This is a genomic window from Promicromonospora kroppenstedtii (assembly GCF_044389675.1).
GTDB lineage: Bacteria > Actinomycetota > Actinomycetes > Actinomycetales > Cellulomonadaceae > Promicromonospora > Promicromonospora kroppenstedtii.
The window spans coordinates 279,745-299,213 of sequence record NZ_JBIRYI010000007.1 but is presented as its reverse complement, the minus strand read 5'-3'; the positions used below and the strand labels follow the sequence as shown (position 1 = coordinate 299,213).

16 protein-coding genes are annotated in these 19,469 nt (G+C 73.9%); 13 read left to right on the top strand and 3 right to left on the bottom strand.

Features of this window, described 5'->3' with window-relative positions; translation table 11 throughout:
* Positions 1–105 precede the first annotated feature (105 nt).
* From ACH47X_RS13640 to ACH47X_RS13600, 9 genes are read left to right on the top strand one after another with little or no spacing between them, the layout of a single operon-like run.
* Positions 106–1,596 (top strand): sugar transferase, encoded by a 1,491-nt coding sequence (locus ACH47X_RS13640; protein WP_397405079.1) that lies wholly within the window; start codon positions 106–108, stop codon positions 1,594–1,596.
* 50 nt (positions 1,597–1,646) lie between these two features.
* Positions 1,647–2,459 (top strand): glycosyltransferase, encoded by an 813-nt coding sequence (locus ACH47X_RS13635; protein WP_397405077.1) that lies wholly within the window; start codon positions 1,647–1,649, stop codon positions 2,457–2,459.
* A complete protein-coding gene (locus ACH47X_RS13630; RefSeq protein WP_397405075.1) occupies positions 2,452–3,696 on the top strand; it encodes an O-antigen ligase family protein in 1,245 nt (414 codons plus the stop codon). The genes ACH47X_RS13635 and ACH47X_RS13630 overlap by 8 nt, the downstream gene beginning before the upstream one ends.
* Positions 3,689–4,567, top strand: coding sequence for a glycosyltransferase family 2 protein (locus ACH47X_RS13625; protein ID WP_397405073.1), 879 nt, complete (start codon positions 3,689–3,691; stop codon positions 4,565–4,567). Before ACH47X_RS13630 ends, ACH47X_RS13625 begins: the two co-directional genes overlap by 8 nt.
* A 28-nt stretch (positions 4,568–4,595) precedes the next feature.
* On the top strand, positions 4,596–6,221 hold the full coding sequence (locus tag ACH47X_RS13620) for a polysaccharide biosynthesis tyrosine autokinase (protein WP_397405071.1): 1,626 nt from the start codon (positions 4,596–4,598) through the stop codon (positions 6,219–6,221).
* A gap of 2 nt (positions 6,222–6,223) precedes the next feature.
* Positions 6,224–7,237, top strand: a complete 1,014-nt coding sequence (locus ACH47X_RS13615; protein ID WP_397405069.1) for a glycosyltransferase — start codon at positions 6,224–6,226, stop codon at positions 7,235–7,237.
* Complete coding sequence (locus tag ACH47X_RS13610; protein WP_397405067.1) at positions 7,234–8,670, top strand: Coenzyme F420 hydrogenase/dehydrogenase, beta subunit C-terminal domain; 1,437 nt, start codon at positions 7,234–7,236, stop codon at positions 8,668–8,670. Before ACH47X_RS13615 ends, ACH47X_RS13610 begins: the two co-directional genes overlap by 4 nt.
* A 44-nt stretch (positions 8,671–8,714) precedes the next feature.
* Complete coding sequence (locus tag ACH47X_RS13605; RefSeq protein ID WP_397405065.1) at positions 8,715–9,803, top strand: hypothetical protein; 1,089 nt, start codon at positions 8,715–8,717, stop codon at positions 9,801–9,803.
* Complete coding sequence (locus tag ACH47X_RS13600) at positions 9,800–11,278, top strand: lipopolysaccharide biosynthesis protein (RefSeq protein WP_397405063.1); 1,479 nt, start codon at positions 9,800–9,802, stop codon at positions 11,276–11,278. Before ACH47X_RS13605 ends, ACH47X_RS13600 begins: the two co-directional genes overlap by 4 nt.
* A 14-nt stretch (positions 11,279–11,292) precedes the next feature.
* On the opposite strand, the gene ACH47X_RS13595 is transcribed toward ACH47X_RS13600, so the two are convergent.
* From ACH47X_RS13595 to ACH47X_RS13585, 3 genes are read right to left on the bottom strand one after another with little or no spacing between them, the layout of a single operon-like run.
* Complete coding sequence (locus tag ACH47X_RS13595; RefSeq protein WP_397405061.1) at positions 11,293–12,114, bottom strand: polysaccharide pyruvyl transferase family protein; 822 nt, start codon at positions 12,112–12,114, stop codon at positions 11,293–11,295.
* Between the two features lie 12 nt (positions 12,115–12,126).
* Positions 12,127–13,080, bottom strand: a complete 954-nt coding sequence (locus ACH47X_RS13590; protein ID WP_397405059.1) for a sulfotransferase family protein — start codon at positions 13,078–13,080, stop codon at positions 12,127–12,129.
* Positions 13,077–14,039, bottom strand: a complete 963-nt coding sequence (locus ACH47X_RS13585) for a sulfotransferase family protein (RefSeq protein ID WP_397405057.1) — start codon at positions 14,037–14,039, stop codon at positions 13,077–13,079. The genes ACH47X_RS13590 and ACH47X_RS13585 overlap by 4 nt, the downstream gene beginning before the upstream one ends.
* A gap of 235 nt (positions 14,040–14,274) precedes the next feature.
* Between ACH47X_RS13585 and ACH47X_RS13580 the strand changes: the two genes are divergently transcribed.
* The 4 genes from ACH47X_RS13580 to ACH47X_RS13565 all read left to right on the top strand — a co-directional run bounded on the left by ACH47X_RS13580 (position 14,275) and on the right by ACH47X_RS13565 (position 19,369).
* The gene (locus ACH47X_RS13580) at positions 14,275–15,132 is read left to right on the top strand and encodes a CAP domain-containing protein (protein ID WP_397405055.1); all 858 of its coding nucleotides are present in this window, start codon (positions 14,275–14,277) and stop codon (positions 15,130–15,132) included.
* 11 nt (positions 15,133–15,143) lie between these two features.
* Positions 15,144–15,674: a CAP domain-containing protein gene (locus ACH47X_RS13575; RefSeq protein WP_397405053.1), complete on the top strand. Its 531-nt coding sequence runs from the start codon at positions 15,144–15,146 to the stop codon at positions 15,672–15,674.
* Between the two features lie 127 nt (positions 15,675–15,801).
* The gene (locus tag ACH47X_RS13570) at positions 15,802–17,886 is read left to right on the top strand and encodes an acyltransferase family protein (RefSeq protein ID WP_397405051.1); all 2,085 of its coding nucleotides are present in this window, start codon (positions 15,802–15,804) and stop codon (positions 17,884–17,886) included.
* Between the two features lie 19 nt (positions 17,887–17,905).
* Positions 17,906–19,369, top strand: coding sequence for an NCS2 family permease (locus tag ACH47X_RS13565; RefSeq protein ID WP_397405049.1), 1,464 nt, complete (start codon positions 17,906–17,908; stop codon positions 19,367–19,369).
* Positions 19,370–19,469 lie beyond the last annotated feature (100 nt).

Below are 19,469 nucleotides of genomic sequence, written 5' to 3'. Positions count from 1 at the left end.
CCCGGGCGGCTCCGCACGACCCGCACGCCGCACCGCACCACCGAGATGCGGCGCGGCGTGCGGACGGAGCACGGACATCGACGGACACCAGTCCAGGAGCAGGTCTTGACCCTCGACAACCGACCTCCCACCGCACAGCTCCGGCGGGACGCCCCGATGACGGCGCCCGCACCCCGCAGGGGACCCGCGGCCCCGTGGCAGGACGTGATCGTCCGGCGCGCGCTGCTGTCCGACCTCGCCGCCGTCACGGCCGCCGTGGCCCTCGGGTACGTGCTCCGGTTCGACCGGGGCGTCGAGGTGGACCTCGTCGAGCCGCGCGGCGGCCAGTACGTGCTCATCTCCGTGGCGCTCGCCGAGGCCTGGGTGCTCGCGCTCGGGCTCGCCGGCTCGCGCAGTCCCCGCGTCCTGGGGTCGGGGGGCGAGGAGTACGCGCGCGTGGCCCGCGCCACCGCCGGGCTCTTCGGGCTCGCCGCGATCGTCTGCTACCTCGTCAAGTTCGACCTGGCGCGGTCCTACGTCGCCGTCGCGCTCCCCGTCGGGATCGTGGCGGTGACCGGCGGCCGGTGGCTGCTCGCGCGCAGGCTGCACCGGGAGCGGGCCAGGGGCGAGTTCCAGCGGCGCACGCTCGTCGTCGGCTCCCGTGACGCGGTGGCCGACCTGTGTCACCGCGTGGGACGCACGCACCAGGCGGGGTTCGAGGTGGTCGGCGTCTGCCTGCCCGGAGGTGCCGCCCGCCAGGAACCGGTCGGCGGCCTGCCGGTGCTCGGCCGGATCGAGGACGCCGCGACCTCCGCGCGCGCCTACGACGTCGACGTCGTGGCGGTGACGGCGTCCGACGGCGCGACCCCCCACGCGCTCAAGCGGCTGGCGTGGGACCTGGAGTCCACGGGCGCCGAGCTCGTGGTCGTGCCCGCCCTGGCCGACGTCGCGGCCCCGCGCCTGGTGATCACCCCGGTGGACGGTGTGCCCGTGGTGCAGGTGGCGCCGCCCGGCTACACGGGCCTGCAGCATGTGCTCAAGCGGGTCTTCGACGTGGTCGTGGCCACACTGATCCTGCTGGTCGTCACGGTGCCGCTGGTCGTCCTGGCCGGCCTGGTGCGGCTGACCAGCCCGGGCCCCGCGCTGTTCACGCAGCAGCGGATCGGCCGGCACGGCAGGCCGTTCACCCTGTTCAAGCTGCGGTCGATGCGGCTGCACGCCGAGGCGGAGCTGGCCGAGTTGCTCGACGGCGACGTCGGCGTCTTCTACAAGCCCAAGGCCGACCCGCGCGTCACCCGGCTCGGCCGGATCATGCGCAAGTACTCGCTCGACGAGCTCCCCCAGCTCCTCAACGTCATCAAGGGCGACATGAGTCTGGTCGGCCCGCGCCCGCAGGTGGCCCTCGAGGTGGCGCAGTACGACGACGCCCTGCGGCGCCGGCTGTTCGTGAAACCGGGGCTCACCGGCCTGTGGCAGGTGAGCGGCCGCAACGACCTGTCCCTCGACCAGGGCGCGCGGCTCGACCTCTACTACGTCGAGAACTGGAGCCTCCTGGGCGACATCGGGATCATGCTGCGCACCGCGCGCGAGGTGATCTCACCCAACGGGTCCTACTGACCCGCCCCCCCCGTCGGCAGGGCCCGGAACGAGAGACAAGGAGAGCGTCGGTGACGTCGTCCGACCGCGTAGGCCTGATCACCGTCTCGTACAACAGCGCCCGCGACCTGGAGCGCTTCTGGGCCGGCCGGCCGTTCGGCCCGTACCGGTGGACCGTGGTGGACAACCACTCGTCGGACGACTCGCGGCGGGTCGCGCGGCGGCTCGGGGCACAGGTGGTCGCGCTGGGCTCCAACCGCGGCTTCTCCGCGGCGAACAACGTGGGCGTGGCCGCCACGGACTGCGACGTGCTGATCTTCTGCAACCCCGACGTCACGGTGACGCCCGACGGCGTCGCGGCGCTCGCCGACGGAGCCCGCCGGCACGGCGGGCTCGTCGCCCCGCAGCTCGTGAACGCCGACGGCTCGCCCCAGGAGAACGGCCGGGGGCTCCCCTTCCCGACCCGCAAGCTGCGACACCTGCTGCGCCGGAGCGACCCCGCCTACCTACGGTTCGCGCGTCCCGGCGAGCTGGTCGAGGTGGTCTGGGCCATGGGGGCCGCGCTCGCGGTGACGCGCAGCGACCTCGCCGCGCTCGGCGGCTGGGACGACGGCTTCTTCGTCTACTACGAGGACTCGGACCTGGGGCTGCGCGCCTGGCGGTACGGCATGGGCGTCCGGCTGGACGGTGACGTGCGCTGGCGGCACGGCTGGGGGCGCGAGACCGCTCGGGGCTTCTCCGCCACCGCGTGGCGGCACGAGCTCGCCTCGGCCGCCCGGTTCTACCGCAAGCACCCGCACTGCCTGGTCCCCGTCGGGCCACGGGCGCGCGCCCTGGGCCGCGTCGACGCCGTCCGTACCCGTTCGGAGGCCCGGCATGCGTAGGGCGCTGCTCAGCGGCACCTTCGGGCTGTGCGTGCTGGCGGCGTGCGGCCGCGGCGCGCTGGAAGGGCTGGTCGGCAAGCAGGGGGCGTACCTGTGCCAGGCACTGGCGCTCGCGGCGTTCGTCGTGGCCCTTCTCGCCGCGCCCGGCGCCACGAGGCCGGGGCACGCCCGGCGGGTCTGGACGGTGTACCTCTTCCTGCTGGTGGCGATGCTGTCGGCGACCTATGTCACGGTCGTGAGGGTCAGCGCCTCGGGCTGGGTCTACGTGGCGGTCATGGCGTTCTTCGCCGTGACCATCCTGGTCGTGGCATCCCGTCGGCCCGACGACGCGGGCGACGTGCCCGTCACGTTCTGGCTGGGGCTCGCCGGCACCGCCTCCGTCGCCGTCGCCCTGCTGCAGCAGCGCGAGCTGCTCCTCGACACCTTTCCCGGCAGCGACCTGGCGAGCATGGGCGGCCTGGTGCGGCCCTCGGCGCTGAGCGGCAACTACCTGCACTACCCGCTGTTCGTGGCACTCCTCGTCTTCGTGTTCCTGGAGCTGTGGACCGTGCTGCGGCGGCCGGTCCACGCGGTGCTCGCCGTGCTGTTCGCCGTGGCCGTGGTGCTCAGCTTCTCCCGCTCCGGAGTGATGATCCTTGCGCTCGGCTGTGCCGCGTACGTGGTCACGGCCCGCCGGGCCGCCACCCGGATCCGCTACGTGTACTGGGGGTCCGGCGCCCTGCTCGTCACGGCCGCGGTGCTCAGCGGAACCGTCCACGCCGAGCGCATCCTGAGCTCCGTCAGCCTGGACGGCGCGGGCAACGCGACCCGGGTGACCAAGTGGTTCCAGGCCGTCGAGCTGTGGACGGACTCCCCGCTCGTCATCGGCGGCTGGACCGGGACCTACACCAACGTGACCGAGAACTTCGGCGGCGGCGCCGCCGGGGTGGTCGAGTCCGGCTTCTTCCAGCAGCTCGTCAGCTTCGGCGTGCTCGGCGCGGTCCTCTTCTACCTGGTCCTGGGCCAGTCGGTCGGAGCCGTGGACCGCACCCACTCCTGGCTGCGCGCCGGCCTGGTGGGTGGCGTGCTGGAGAGCTTCGTCTACCAGTCGATCGAGGTGGTCCCCTTCATGGTGCTGTTCGTGCTCGCTCCGTTCGTCTCGGCGCACCTGCTGCAGCGGGCCGGGCCCGCGGCGCCACGAGTGGCAGCCAGCCCGCCGGGTGCTGTCCGGTATGGAGGGGAGCTGGTCCGTGGCTGATCTCGGGCTCTCGGTGGTGATCCCCGCCTTCAACGCGGCCGCGACCCTCGGCGCGGCCGTCGACAGCGCCTTCGCCGCGGCGGCCGACGAGGTGATCGTCGTGGACGACGGCTCCACGGACGTGACCGCCGACGTCGCGCGCCGGTTCGGGGCGCACGTGCTGGCGCAGCCGAACAGGGGCGCCTCGGTGGCCCGGCAGACCGGCCTGCGGACGGCGTCCGGCCGGTACGTCGTGCTGCTCGACGCCGACGACGAGCTCGTGCCCGACGGGGTCCGCGCGTCGGTCAAGGTGCTCGACGACGCGCCCGCCGTCGTGGCCGCGGGCGGCACCGTCCTGGGCGTCCGGCCTGACGGGACGGAGCGCGAGTGGCCACCGCGGTACGGCGAGATCTCGCGGGACGTGATCCTGCGGGCCGGGTTCGGCCCGTGGCCGCCGGGGTGCGCGGTGATCCGGCGTACCGCGCTGGCCGCCGCCGACGCGCGCCTCCCGCCCTCGCTGCACCCGCGCCACGCCGAGGACTTCGAGCTGTTCCTGCGGCTGGCCGCCACCGGCACGCTGGTCCGGCACTCGGAGACGGCGCTCCGATACCGGATGTACGGCGGCAAGTCGACCACGTCCGCGCTCCGGGTGCTCGAGTCCAAGCAGCGGATCAGGAAGTACTACGGGGCGTGGTTCGGCATCCCGGACCACAGCCTCACCGCCCGGGGCGTCCGGTGCGAGGAGCTCCTGTACCGGGCCCGGCACGCCCAGGTGACGGGAGAGCCGGCGACCGCCGTGAGCAGTCTTGCCCGCGCCGCCGCCGTCGACCCGGCGCAGTTCATCCGGAGCGGCTGGTCCTTCGCACGCGCCCGGCTGGCGCGTGGCAGATGAACCCGGCCCACGACTGACGAGGAATCCCTTGGAACCGAACGAATACCTCTCCGTACTGCGCAAGCACTGGGGCACGGTGGTGGCGACGACCGTCGTCACCACGGTCGCCGCCGTCCTGCTCCTCCTCACGACGACGCCGGTCTACCGCGCGTCGTCCCAGGTGTACGTGGCCGCCGGCGGCGGGGCCTCGCTCAACGAGATGATCGACGGCAACAACTTCACGGTGGGCAAGGTGAAGTCGTACGCGGAGCTCATCACCAGCCCGCGTGTGCTGGAGCCCGTGATCGAGACCCTCGGCCTGGACGACACCGTCACGTCGCTCGCCGCGCGGGTGGAGGCCGAGCAGCCCTCCGAGACCGTGCTGATCACGATCACCGTCAGCGACGAGTCGCCCGACCTCGCCGCCCGGACCGCGGACGAGATCGCGCACAGCCTGTCGGTGGTCGTGCCGGAGCTGGAGCGGTCCGCCGGCGAGGCCGCGGCGTCCGTCACGATCAGCACCGTGCGCGACGCCGCCGTGCCGACCCGGCCCGTGTCACCGAACGCGACGGTGTTCCTCGCGATCGGGCTCTTCCTGGGAGCGTTCCTGGGTGTGGGCCTCGCCGTCCTCCGGGAACGGCTCGACACCAGGATCCGCACCCAGGCCGACGTCCAGCAGCTCACCGACGCCTCGCTCATCGGGGCCATCACCTTCGACGAGGCGGTGGCCGACCGGCCGCTGATCGTCCAGGAGAGCCCGCACACGCCCCGTGCCGAGGCGTACCGGCGGCTGCGCACCAACCTCCAGTTCCTGGAGGTGGCGGGCGCGCCACGCGTCTTCGTGATCACGTCGGCCCTGCCGGGCGAGGGGAAGTCCACCACCAGCATCAACCTGGCGATCACCCTGGCGGACGCCGGCGCCCGGGTCCTCCTGGTCGACGCCGACCTGCGGCGACCCTCCGTCTCGCGCTACCTCGGGCTGGAGGGGAGCGTCGGGCTCACGACCGTGCTGATCGGCCGGGTGCGCCACGCGGATGCGGTCCAGCCGTGGGGGCCGGAGAACCTCTCCGTGCTGCCGTCCGGCCAGGTGCCGCCCAACCCGAGCGAGCTGCTGGGCTCGACCCAGATGTCCGCGCTGCTCGCCGAGGTCGGCGAGGCGTACGACGTGGTGCTCGTGGACACCGCTCCGCTGCTGCCCGTCACCGACGGCGCGATCCTGGCCAAGATGACCGGCGGGGCCGTGGTGGTGGTCGGCGCCGGGATCACGCACCGGCCACAGCTCACCGAGGCGCTCGCGGCCCTCGACACGGTGGGGGCCAAGGTGCTCGGGGTGGTGGTCAACCGGCTCGCCCCCGCCGAGCGCGCCGGCTACGGCTACGGCGGCTACTACGCGTACGGGGCGCTCGGTGCCGAGCACGACCAGAAGCAGGCGCCCCGGACGAGCGAGGTGCCGCGGCACTGGCGGGGCAAGGGGGCGCTGGGCGGCCCCGATGACGTCGTGGCGGGCGAGCCGGTGCCCGGCGAGAGCGTGCCCGGCGAGAAGGCACCGGGCGACGCGGTGCCGGGCGAGACGGTGCCGGTCGTCGTCGGCGGCGGTCGCCGCCTGCCTGTGCAGCACCCGTTCGGGCCGGTGCACCCGGAGGACCAGGGCTCCCGCGCGGGCAGGGAGGCCTGACCGTGCCGACGACGATCGTGCCCGTACGGGTGCTGCACACCGCGGGGGACCGGACGGGCGGCAACCTCCGGTACGTGGACCAGGTCCACCAGGGCGGGGCCAGGGCCGGCATCGAGACCCTGTTCTTCTCGTGGCCCCGGGCGCTGCTCGGCTCGTACGACGTGCTGCACGTGCACTGGCCGGAGTCGCTGGTCCGGCATCGGACGGTGGCCGGCACCCTGGTCAAGCGCCTGCTCATGCGGGCGGTGCTCCTCCGGCTCGCCGTGCGCGGCACGCCGCTGGTCCGCACCGTGCACAACGAGGAGCCGCACGAGCCCGGCGGGCGCGGCGAGCGGCGCGTGCTCGCGGCGATCGACCGCCGTACCGCGCTGCGGGTCGTGCTCAACCCGGCGACGCGGGTGCCCCCGGGCGCCCGGTCGGTCGAGATCCCGCACGGCCACTTCCGGGGCCGGTTCCACGTGGACCCGGCGTGGGTGAGCCGGCCGGGACGGCTGCTGCAGGTGGGCCGCATCCGCCCCTACAAGGGGACGGAGCACCTGCTCGACGTCTTCTCCGCCCTGCCCGACCCGGACCTCAGCCTGCGGATCGTCGGCAACCCGCTCGACGCCGCCATCGCCGGGGTCGTGCGGCGCGCGGCGGAGACCGACCCCCGGGTCACCCACCGGCTCGAGTTCGTCGACGACGCCGACCTGGTGCGCGAGGTGCGCGCAGCCGAGCTCGTGGTCCTGGCGTACACCACGTTCCACAACTCCGGGGTGGCGCTGCTGGCTCTGTCGCTGGACCGGCCGGTGCTCATGCCGCGGAGCGACTCCTCCGCGGCCCTGCGCCAGGAGGTGGGTGCCGGCTGGGTGCACCTCTACGACGGGGCGCTGACCGGCGCCGACGTCGAGCGGGCCGTCTCGGCGATCCGGTCCGGGCGGCGCACGGCCGCCCCGGACCTCACGGACCGGGACTGGGACCTGGTCGGCCGGCGGCACCGTGCGGCCTACCTCACGGCCCTCGGGCGGCCGTCGTGACGGCGCCCGAACCCGCACCGGCGCCCCCGACGCCCCCGGAGCCGACGATCCGGCACGTGATCGACCGGCGGATGTGCGTGGGCTGCGGTGCCTGCTCGGTCCGCACCGGCGGCGCGATCCCCGTCGAGATCGGCCGGCGCGGGTACTACGAGGCGGACGCGAGCGGCGTCGCGCCGGAGCTGCTCGCGGCGGCGTCGCGCGTGTGCCCGTTCGCGGACGAGTCGCCGGACGAGGACCAGGTGGCCGCCGAGACGTTCGACGAGCACCTGCCCCGCGACGGCCGGGTGGGGGTGCACGGCGGCACCTGGGCCGGACGCCTCACCGACGACGCCGACGTGTACCGGAGCAGCTCGGGCGGCCTGACGAGCTGGTTCCTCGCCCGGCTGCTCGACACCGGCGAGGTCGACGCCGTCGTGCACGTGGGGCCGACGCCGGACGGGCCCCGGCTGTTCGAGTACCGGGTCGCCGAGACGTCGGCCGAGCTGCTCGGCAGCCGCAAGTCGGCCTACTACTCGACCACCCTCGCGACGGTGGTCGCCGCCCTGCGCGGCGACGGCCGCAGATACGCCCTGGTGGGCGTCCCGTGCTTCGTCCAGGCGGTGCGGCTCCTCATGCGGGAGGACGCCGTGCTCGCCGGCCAGCTCAGGTACCTCGTGGGCATCGTCTGCGGGCACATGAAGGCCTCGGGCTTCGCCGAGTCGCTGGCCTGGCAGCAGGGCATCGCGCCGGACGACCTGGCGCGGGTGGACTTCCGGATCAAGGACCCGGGCGCGAGCGCGAGACGCTACCGGTTCGGCGCCTGGGGCACGGGCGCGACGCCGGTCTCCGAGCTGCCCGGCCGACTGGTCGGCGGGCAGTGGGGGCACGCGTCGTTCCAGCTCAACGCCTGCAACTTCTGCGACGACGTGTATGCCGAGTCGGCCGACGTCGTGTTCGGCGACGCGTGGCTGCCCCGGTACGAGGCGGACCCGCGGGGCACGAACGTCGTCGTCACCCGGACCGAGGGCGCCGAGCGTGTGCTGCGGTCCGGCGTCGCCGACGGGAGCGTGCACCTGGAACCGGTCACGGTGGACGACCTGGTCCGCGCGCAGGCCGGCAACTACCGGCACCGCCGCGACGGCCTCGCCGTCCGCCTGGCCGACGACGTCGCCGCGGGGCAGTGGGTGCCGCGCAAGCGGGTGGACCCGGGGTACGGCGTGCCGCGCCGCCGGGTGCGGCTCGTCCGCGCCCGGCGCACGCTCTCGGAGCTCAGCTTCGAGCTGTTCGAGCGGGCCCGGGCCGCCGGCGACCTCGACCTCTACCTCGGGCCGATGCGCCCGCTGGTCCGCGAGCACGACAGGTTGTCGCGGCCGCTCACGGAGCGGGTCCGCGGCCGACTGAGAGGTGAGGCATGGCGACTGGTCCGGCGCGCCCGGCGCGCGTTCGCTCGCTGAGCACGGCAACCCCGAGAAAGCACACGTCGAGGAGAGGTGGCACGATGCCGACCGACCGGACCCGGGTCTTCGCCATGATGACCGGCGACTACCCCAACATCGGCGACGCCCTGATCCGGGAGCGCGTCTTCGCCTGGGTGCGCAAGGCGACGGGCGCCGCGGACACCTACGTGGGCAGCGCCCCGTGGGCGTGGCTCGAACGGCTCTGCGTCCGCGCCTCCGACCGGGTCTACACGACCCGCCAGCTCGGATCCTTCTTCGGCGCGCTGCTCCGGTCGCGTCGTCCGGCCCTGGTGGTGGAGCCCGGCGAGCTCGACCTGAGCGCCCGCATGTTCGCGCGGCAGGTCGCCTACCTGCTGTTCGCCGCGACGGCGCGGGTCAAGGGCGGCACGGTCGTGCTGCCACCGCGGGCGGTCGCCCGCGACGCGTTCGGGCCGTCCGTCTGGGTGCACCGTGCGACGTGCCGCCTGGCCCAGCACGTCTGGTGGCGCAACGCGCAGAGCCTCGCGGCCGTGGGCCGGGGCGCGCTCGCCCCCGACGTCGCGTTCAGCGAGCCCGCGTACTGGATCGAGGGCACGGCCCGCCGCAAGCTCGTCGTCAGCATGCGCGGCCCGCGTCCGTGGCCCGGCGACCGCTGGGTGCGGGCGGTCCGGTCCTTCGCCGACGAGGCCGGGCTGGAGGTGGTCTGCGCGCCGCAGGCGCGCCAGGACGAGACCCGCGCGCAGGAGCTCGCCGCGGCGCTGGGCGGGGTGTACCAGCCCTGGGGCGACCACGGCGACGCCGAGCACGAGGCCCGGCTGCGCGGCCTGTACCGCCGGGCGGCGGTCACGGTCAGCGACCGGCTGCACGTGCTGATCCTCGCGTCCCTGGGCGGCTCGGTGCCCGTCGAGCTGGCCCCGGACCCGGCGCCCAAGGTGCGCGAGCACTTCGAGGCGGTCGGGTACCACGGCGTGAGCCTCGACTCGGCGACGGCCGACGACGCGGCGCTGGCGACGTTCCTGCGCGGCGCTGCCGGCCGGGCCGACGAGATCCGGACCGTCGTGCTGGGCGCGCGGGCCGCGCTGGAGGAGATCGAGCGGACGGTCCTGAGCGCCGTCACCGGCCCCGGCGACCGGGAGGAGGCGCTGCGGTGAGCGAGGCGGCCACGCGGCCCCGGGCCGACGCGCTGGGGCGCAGCGCGGCCCGTGGCGGTGCCGTCACCCTGGCGGGCCAGGGGATCCGGGCCCTGGTCCAGGTGGCGTCGATCGTGGTCCTCGCGCGGCTCGTCGGCCCGGCCGACTACGGCTACGTCGCGATGGTCGGCGCGATCGTGGGCGCCGCGACGATCCTGCAGGACTTCGGGCTGTCCCGGGCCGCCGTGCAGGCCCCCGTCGTCACCGTGGGCCAGCGCGACAACCTGTTCTGGCTCAACCTCGGCTGCGGGGCGCTCGCGGCCGTCGCCGTCCTGGCCGCGGCGCCCATGGTGGCCGCGCTCTACGACGCGCCGGTGCTGGCGGACATCACCCGCTGGCTGGCGGTCACGTTCCTGCTCGGCGGGCTCGCCGCGCAGTTCCGGGCCTCGCTCATGCGGGACCTGCGGTTCACCGCCATCACGGTGATCGACGTCGCCGCGCCCACCCTCGGGCTGTTGGTGGCGGTGTGGGTCGCGCTCGCGGACGGCTCGTACCGCGCACTGGTGGCGCAGCAGGTCGTGGCCGCCGTCGTCGTCTGCGCCGGGTCGGTCCTGGTCGCCCGCTGGCTTCCCGGGCCGCCCCGGCGGCGGGAGCCGGTGCGCTCGTTCGTCTCCTACGGCGCGCACCAGCTCGGTGCGCAGCTCCTCACCTACGTCAGCATGAACGCCGACGCCGTCGTGGTCGGCGCGCGGTTCGGCGCGGCGCCCGCCGGCCTGTACGACCGGGCCTTCCGCATGATGATGCTGCCGGTGCGGCAGCTCCAGTTCCCCGTGACCCGGGTGGCGATGCCCGTGCTGTCCCGCCTGCAGGACGACGTGGCGAACTTCGGCCGGTTCGTGGTGCGCGGCCAGGCGATCCTGCTCAACCTGCTCGCGCCGGTGATGCTGCTCGGCGCGGCGACGGCGGGACCCGTGGTCGAGATCGCGCTCGGCGCCGGGTGGCTGGAGCTGGCCCCGCTGTTCGCCGTGCTCGCCGTGGGCGGCGTGTTCCAGGCGGCGTCGTTCACCTCGGGCTGGGTCTTCATGGCCACGGGGACCATGCGGTCCCAGTTCCGGTTCGCCCTCTGGTCGCGCCCTCTGGTCGTGGCCGCCGTCGTCGCGGGCAGTCTCTGGGGCGTCGTGGGCGTGGCCGCCGCCTACGGCATCGCTTCCGCCCTGCTGTGGCCCGTCTCGCTGTGGTGGGCCGGCCGGGCCGCGCGGCTGAGCTGGCGGCCCTGGCTCGTGGGCGGCTGCCGGACGATCCTCGCGCACGGCGTCGCGGCCGGGGCCGCGGCCGCCGTCGCCCGCGGGCTCGACCCCGCGGGCCCCTGGCTCACGCTGGGGGCGGCGCTGGCGGCCGCTGTTCTAGTGCTGGCGGCCGAGGCGCTCGTGTGGCCGGCGTTCCGCCGGGACCTGGGCGACGTCGCCCGGACGCGGACCCTGCTGCGCCGGCGCTGACCCCGGTGGCGGCCCTAGCCCCTCGTCCTGCTCTGCGCCGGCGGGCCGGGCGGGTCCTGCCACAGGTCCCGGGGAAACGCGGCGAGCAGCGGTCCGGGGGCCCACGCGGGCGGCGGCTCGCCGCCCAGGCCGATCGCGGTCTCGACGTCGGGGGCGGGCCGGAACGCCGGGCGCCCGGTGCCGCGGTAGTAGTCCTCGAACTTGAACGCGGGCTCGGCCCGCGACGTGACCAGGCGCGCGGGGATGCCCAGGCTCTCGGCGACCACGATCCCGTGCAGCGAACTGCCGACCACGAGGTCGCTCGCCGCGATGGCGCCCAGCGTCGCGGTGAGGTCACCGGTGGGGTCGACGGCGTCGGAGCGACCCACGGCCAGGTGCCGGTCGTTGAGGTTCGGGACCACCGTGACCGCGCGTGGGGCGGTGTCGCGCGCGATCTGCTCACGGGACCAGAGCCGGCCGAGCAGCAGCCCGGGGTCGCCGAAGACGTCCGGCACGGTGTGTCCCTTCGCCCGCAGGAACGCGGCGGTCCGAGGGCCGCGGACCGCCCGGACGTCGAGCTCCCGGTAGGCGGGCGGGTGGTCGAGCGTCTTGCCGTTGGCCCCGATGCCCCAGAGCACGTCACCCGTGCGCGCGAGGTTGAGGATGGACCCGACGGCGAGGAGCCGGCGCGGGGACACGGGCTCGGTCAGGCCTTCGCGGGCCACGAGCCGCGCGACGATCAACGGCCCGAGCAGGTCGCCGAAGTTACCGACGGGGCGCCGCCACGGGACGAGCCGGCCCCACCGCCCGGGCAGGACCGGCCGCCGCGGGTTCCAGTGGACGACGTCGACGGGCACGGGCCTCTCCGCTCAGCCGGCGTACGGGGCGCGGCCGAGCATGCCCGCCACCCTCGTCCGGACCGGCGACGGGACCACGGCCGGCGGCACCATCCGCGCGATCCGTCGCGCGGGGGACGCGGTGACCTTCCGGTGCACGTAGGGGTACAACGCGCGCAGCCGGTCGAACTCGGCGCGCGTCACGGCGTCGTCGTGCTCGGGGAGGGCGTCGAGGGCGGCCCAGGTGTCGTCCGCCAGCGCGCGCAGGGGGGCCGGTACCGGCATCTCGTCCCACGTGACCTCGACGCGGTGCAGCGTGTGGTCGATGAACGCGTCCACCCGCTCGACGGCGCTCGTGTCACGCGGGTCGACCATCGGCAGGTCGAGGGCGGCCGCGGCGTCGAACACCGGGCTGTCCCAGTCGTGGATCAGGTCCCAGTAGCGCACGAAGGCACGCGGCGTGGCCCGCGTGGCGAGCTCGGTGCCGAGCATCAGGTTGATCCAGCCGGCCAGCCGGTCCACCAGCGCGTCCCCGTCGTCGGTCACCCTGCTGCCCACGACCTCGGTAGGTGGGCGCAGCACCGTGACGCACGACGCCACCGCGCCGGTCGCGGCGGCCGCCGCCTGCCAGTGCTCCAGGAACCAGAGCAGCCGCGGGTCCTTGATCACCAGGTCGCCGTGCTCCGCTGTCCGTGCGGCGAGCCAGGCCCGGATCTGGCCGGGCGCGTCCGCCTCGGCGCCCGCCCGGTCCACGAGGTGCCAGGCGAGGGGCCGGGGGTCGGCCTGCTGCACGTCGGCCGCTCGCAGCAGGGCCTCGTGGAAGTCCACGACCCACTGCGGCTCGGAGGGACCGCGGGGGTCTGGGGCGTCCGGGGGCACCTCCGGGCGCGGCACCGTGAGGCCGAACTGCCGCAGCGCGCCGGCGAGCGTGCTGGTGCCGCTGTTGCCGGGACCGGTCACGCAGACGACACGGGGACCGGCCGTCATCGGGCGCCCGCCGTCGGGCCGAGGGGTGCCGGCCCGACGGGCGCCGGGGCCCACGGGGCCGCGCGGTCCAGCACGTCGAGGTCGTAGCCGTGGGCACGGATCCGCTCGCCGAGGTGCTCGCTGACCACGCTCCGGTAGCGGGGGAGCAGGGCCACGTCGGTGACGTCGCGGACCAGGTCGCCCCGCGGCGTGCCGCGCCGCGAGCCGATGTGCGCGAGGTGGTGCCGTACGCGGCCCGCGAGGCGCCCGCGGCCGCCGGTCTCCCACAGCTCGGCGTAACGGCTGCTGCGGTCGGTGTCCAGGGCGCGGATGCGGCCGCCCTCGGCCAGGTCGAGGTCCAGGAACCGCGCGAGGCGGTCGAGCTCGCGCACGGGTTCACGCATCAGGTGCTCGTACCGCAGCACGAGCAGGTTCTCGATGTGCAGCGCGTCCTGGGCGAAGACGTCGTGCGCGTGCACCCAGTGCTCGACGAGCCGGGGGAAACCGTAGGTGAACCGCCCGTGCGTGCGGGTGGCCCACTTGCGCACGGCCAGCGCCTGCACCACGGGGTGCCGGGTGACCACCACGAACCGCGCCTTCGGGAAGAGCTCCTGGAGGTAGCGCGTCTTGGTCAGGTTGGGCGCGGACTTCTCGACGAGCACCGTGCGGTCGAGGTCCCAGTAGGGCGACCAGCTCTGCCAGATCCGCTCCGCGGCGTCGGGCGTGCGGCGCGCGTCTTCCTCGGTGAGGTGCGCCTGCGGATGAAAGGACCATTGGGATGTATTACCCAGGGCGCCCGGATAAGCGTCCTGAATGTGTTGTCCCTCGTCCATGGAGGTGCCGGTGCCGGTCAGTCCGGAGGCGTCGGGGCTCGACCCGATGATGCGGGCCACGAGCGCGGTGCCGCTGCGGTGCAGGCCACCGATGAAGACGAGTCGATGGTCGTTCCAGGGCGCGCCACTCGTGCTCGTTCCGGACATGTGGGGGTACCTCAGCTGCTCGGCGAAAAGGGTCGCTGGTGCCCCGCAAAAATATGCGATGAATGTACCGCGTGCGACCTGAATCGTCCGATCCCCGTAATTCGCGGACGGGTTTCTTTGTGCGGAGTTCGGACTGTTCGCGGCCTTCATGACATCCGGTGCCGAATCCCGGTGCGTATAGATAAGACTTTTCAGGCATTCCATACCAACGTGTTTGCCGGTATTGTCCCGGCTTGTGTCTCCAGCACCCGGTACGACGTCGTCCGCGGCCACGCCTGTGCACACCTCGCACAGGGCCATCGCCCGTGGGGGCAGTGGGTCCGCGCGGGCGTCGCTCGCGCGGGGCGTGCTGGCCGTGGCGGTGTGCGCGAGCCTCACGGGATGCGCCGCGATCCTCGCCCCCGGCGCCGAGCCCCGGCCCGCGCCGGGCGCCGCTCCCGGGGTGGTCAGCCTGGCGATACCGGTCGAGCGGGCGCCGTCCGCCGGCCCCACCTCTGTGGGAGCGATCCAGGGCGAGCACAACCAGGAGACCGCCACCGTCGACGTGCAGGCGGCGCCCAACGGCTCGGCGTCCCGGGGCAAGGACCGGGAGACGCTGCCGGGCGAGGGAGCTGACGCGGGCTCCGGCACCGGTGCGGGCTCCGGGGCCGGCGAGGACGGCACCGGTGCGGGCTCCGGCGGTGGCGCGGGTAGTGGCGCGGCCGCGCCCGACCTGACCGACGCCGTGCAGTACGCGAAGGCGCTGGAGGAGGCGGTGAACGGGTACCGGACGGCGAACGGCCTGGCCGCCCTGGCGCACGACGACTGCGCGTACGACGTCGCCCTCGCGCGCGCCCAGGCGCTCGTCGGCGAGGACCTGGCGCACGCGCCGCTCGGCCCGATCTTCGACGCCTGCCCCACCACGGCCGTGGCGGAGAACCTGGCGAAGGGCGGCTGGACGCCGGCCGAGGCCGCCCAGGGCTGGATGGACTCCGAGGGGCACCGCGCCAACATCCTGAACGGCGACCTGACCCGCGGCGCGATCGCCTGCGTGCCCGACGGCGGCGATCCCGCCGCACCGGTCATGATCTGCGCCCACGTCTTCCTGGCATGAGAACCTGCGGCGTGCCCCGACACCCGATCCGCCTCGCCGTCACCATCGTGGCCGCCGGCGCGCTGCTCACCGCCTGCACGACGCTGCCCGGGAGGGGCGGCACCCCGATGCTGACAGCGACGCCCCAGGCGACCTGGACCGCGCCCGGCGGCATCGACCTGACCGATCCGGACCAGTACGCCGCCGCGCTGGAGGACGGCGTGAACGCCGCCCGGGTGCAGATCGGTCTCGACCCGCTGGAGCACGAGCCGTGCCTCCAGCCCGTCGCGGTGGAGCGGGCGGCGGCGTTGGTCGGCGCACCCGAGCTCACCCACGCGCCGCTGCCGCCCGTGCGGAAGCAGTGCCCCGGCGGGCTCGTGGCCGAGAACCTGAGCCGCGGCGTGGACCCGCCGCAGATCGTGGTGCAGGCTTGGATCGACTCCCCGACGCACCTCGAGAACCTCGCCAGCGGGGAGCTGCGACGCGGCGCGATCGGCTGCGTCGCCGACGGCGGCACCGCGACCCGGCCGAGGCTGGTCTGCTCCCACCTGTTCCTCGACTGACGAGTCGTCCCCAGGACGGCGGACACTCCCCAGAGCCTCCTCCATACCGGAGCAACCTGGCCCCGTCGCGGCCGTTATGGTGTGACGCGCGAAAGAGCACCCGCCCGGAACGACTGCAGGAGAAAAATTGGCGCAGGCGACGACCACCGCCGTCGACCGACATTCCGACCCGTCCCGGGAGACCGGCGGAGCGGACCAGGCCCCCGCCGCCTCCGGTACCGGTCACACGTTCCGCACCGACATCAACGGGCTGCGCGCGGTCGCCGTGCTCGCCGTCGTCGTCTACCACGCGGGGATCGCGATCCCCGGCGGGTTCACCGGCGTCGACGTCTTCTACGTGATCTCCGGGTACCTCATCAGCTCGCTGCTGCTGCGGGAGGTGGACCGCACCGGGCGAGTCGACCTCGTCGAGTTCTGGACCCGCCGCATGCGACGGCTCGTGCCCGCGCTCGCCCTGGTCGTGACGGTCACGCTGGGTGCCTGCATGCTGATCCTGTCGCCGCTGGTCTGGGGGCGCCTCGCCTGGCACGCCGCGTCGGCCATGCTGTTCGTCTCCAACCTGCTCTTTCCCTACCAGGGGCAGAACTACTTCGCCGACACCGTCACGCCGAGCCCGTACCTGCACACCTGGTCGCTCGGCATCGAGGAGCAGTTCTACATCTTCTGGCCGCTGCTGATCCTGCTCGCCGTCGCCGTGGCCCGGCGCACCCGGATCCCGTCCCGCCGCGCGCTGCAGCTCCTGTTCGCCGGCACCTTCGTGGTGTCGCTGGCGACGTCGGTCTGGCTCACGGCAGCCGTCCCCGACTGGGCCTTCTACATCCTGCCGACCCGCGCGTGGGAGTTCGCCGGCGCGGCGCTCGTCGCGACCCTGCCGTGGAGCCGGCTCGCCGAGCGCTCCCGCCTGCGGCCGGCCCTGCTGCGGGCACTGCTCGGCACGGCCGGGTTCGTGCTGCTCGTGCTGTCGTTCGCCCTGGTGCACGAGACCGACCCGTTCCCCGGGACCGTGGCCCTGCTGCCCGTGGGCGGCGCGCTGCTGGTCCTCGCGGCGGGCAGCGTCGCGGCCCCCGGCACCTGGGTGGACCGTGTGCTCGACCTGCCGGTGCTGCAGCGCCTCGGCGACGTCTCCTACTCCTGGTACCTCTGGCACTGGCCGTTCGTCGTGCTCACCACGGCCGCCGTGCAGGACGACGCGATCTGGATCAAGGTGCTCGCCTCGGTCGCCGCTCTCGGCGCGGCGTTCGCCACCTACCGCTGGGTCGAGAACCCGATCCGGTTCAGCGGCGCCATGCGGTCGTGGCGCCGCACCGCCGCGGTGACCCTCGTCATCACGCTCGCCGTGGGCGGCGTCGTCGCGGGCACGCGGGTCGCGACCAGCGCCGTCCTCGAGCGGGAGCCCTACGCGACCGCCGTCGCGACTCGCGCCCAGCCTGCGTCCTACGGGTGCGACGGGCACACCGAGACGGCGACGGGCACCGAGGTCTGCCTGCTCGGCGACGTCACCTCGACCACCACGGTGCTGTTGCTCGGCGACTCGCACGCGATGCACTGGATCCCCGCGTTCGACGCCGCCGCGGCCGATGCCGGCCTGCGCCTCGCCGTCCGCTGGCGGCACGGCTGCCCCGCCGCCGAGGTCAAGGTCGAGCAGCCCGCCGACCGCGGCCCGTGCGCGGGCTTCCAGGCAGAGTCCCTGCGTATCGTCGACGACCTGCGACCCGACGTCGTGGTGATCAGCCAGGCGCACATCTACGGCGACCGCATGCTGCACGCCGACGGCAGCCTCATGTCCGAGGACGAGGCGGGCAGCACCTGGGAGCAGGCCAACGAAGCGCTGTTCGCCCACCTCACCGACGTGTCCTCCGCCGTGGTGGCCGTCAAGGACAACCCCCGCCTCGACGTCGACCCGCTCGAGTGCCTCACCCGTCCCTGGCCCGGCCTCGGCGACTGCAGCATGCCGCGGGCGGACGCCGAGCGCTCCAACGGCGACCTGCCCGCCATCAGCGCCGGCGTCTGGGAGAGGTACGGCGTGACGGAGTGGGACGGTCTCTGGTCGGAGACCTGCGACGCGCAGACCTGTCACGTCGGCGATGTCAGTCACCCCGTCTACCGTGACTTCCACCACCTCAACGCCGAATACGTGCTCACCCAGGTGCGCTCCGTTGAGAAGATGCTCCAGACTGCGGTGCGCGGCATGCAGCCGGACAGCAACAGGTAACGAAGGGGAACATCCGACCATGGTTCACGACCAGGCCCAGAGGCTGGGCGCCGTCGACCGGTTCTTCAAGATCAGCGAACGCGGGTCCACGGTGTGGACGGAGGTGCGCGGCGGCCTGGTCACCTTCTTCACGATGAGCTACATCGTCGTGCTCAACCCGCTCATCCTCGGGAGCGTGCCCGACGGCACCGGGCAGTTCCTCGGCGGTGGGGACGGCCGCGGCGACATCGAGGCGATCGCCGCGGCGACCGCCCTCGTGGCCGGCGTGATGTCGATCCTCATGGGCGTCGTCGCGAACTTCCCGCTGGCGCTCGCGGCGGGGCTCGGCCTGAACGCCGTCGTCGCGTTCTCCGTGGCGGCGCTGCCCGGCATGACCTGGGCCGACGCCATGGGCATCGTCGTGCTGGAGGGCATCGTCATCCTGATCCTGGTGGTCACCGGGTTCCGGGAGGCAGTCTTCAAGGCGGTGCCCCGCGAGCTCAAGATCGCGATCAGTGTGGGCATCGGTCTGTTCATCACGTTCATCGGCGTGTACGACGCCGGCTTCGTGCGCATCCCTGCGTCCCTCGCCACGCCGACGGAGCTCGGCCTGGGCGGCTCGCTCGGCGCCTGGCCGCTGTTCGTGTTCGCGTTCGGTGTGCTGCTGGCCGCCGTCCTGATGGTGCGCAGGGTGCGCGGCGCCATCCTCATCGCCATCGTGGCCTCGACCGTGGTCGCGGTCGTCATCGAGGCCGTCGGGAAGATCGGCGGGCGCACCGCCGACAACCCGGGCGGCTGGTCGCTCAACGTCCCCGCGCTCCCCGACTCCGTCGTGGCGCTGCCGGACTTCTCGCTCATCGGCCAGTTCTCGCTCTTCGGCTCGTTCGAGAAGATCGGCCCGATCGCCGTCATCCTGCTGGTGTTCACGCTTCTCATCGCCGACTTCTTCGACACGATGGGCACCATGGTGGCCATCGGCGGCGAGGCCGGGCTGCTCGACGAGAAGGGCAACCCGCCCCGGACCAAGCAGATCCTGATCGTCGACTCGCTGGCCGCTATCGGCGGTGGCGCCGGTTCGGTCTCGTCCAACACGGCGTACGTCGAGTCGGCGTCCGGTGTGGGTGACGGCGCCCGCACGGGCCTCGCGGCTATCACGACCGGCGTCGCGTTCCTGCTCGCCACGTTCCTCGCGCCGCTCGTCCAGATGGTGCCGCACGAGGCCGCCACCCCCGCGCTCGTGATCGTCGGCTTCCTCATGGTGGTCCAGGTGACCGGCATCGACTGGAAGAACCTCGAGGTCGCCATCCCGGCGTTCCTCACCATGGTGCTCATGCCGTTCGCGTACTCGATCACCGTCGGCATCGGCGCGGGCGTCATCTCGTACGTGCTGCTCAAGGTCGCGGTCGGCAAGGTCCGCAAGGTGCACCCGCTGCTGTGGGTCGCGGCGGTGCTGTTCCTCGTCTACTTCCTGATGGGCCCGATCCGCGCCGCGGTAGGCATCTGACGCGGCGCGGGCTGCGGGCTCCGCCCGGCCCCGAAGGTGCGCTTCTACCCAGTCGTCGGGACCAGATCCGCTCGTGGATCTGGTCCTGACGACTGACTTG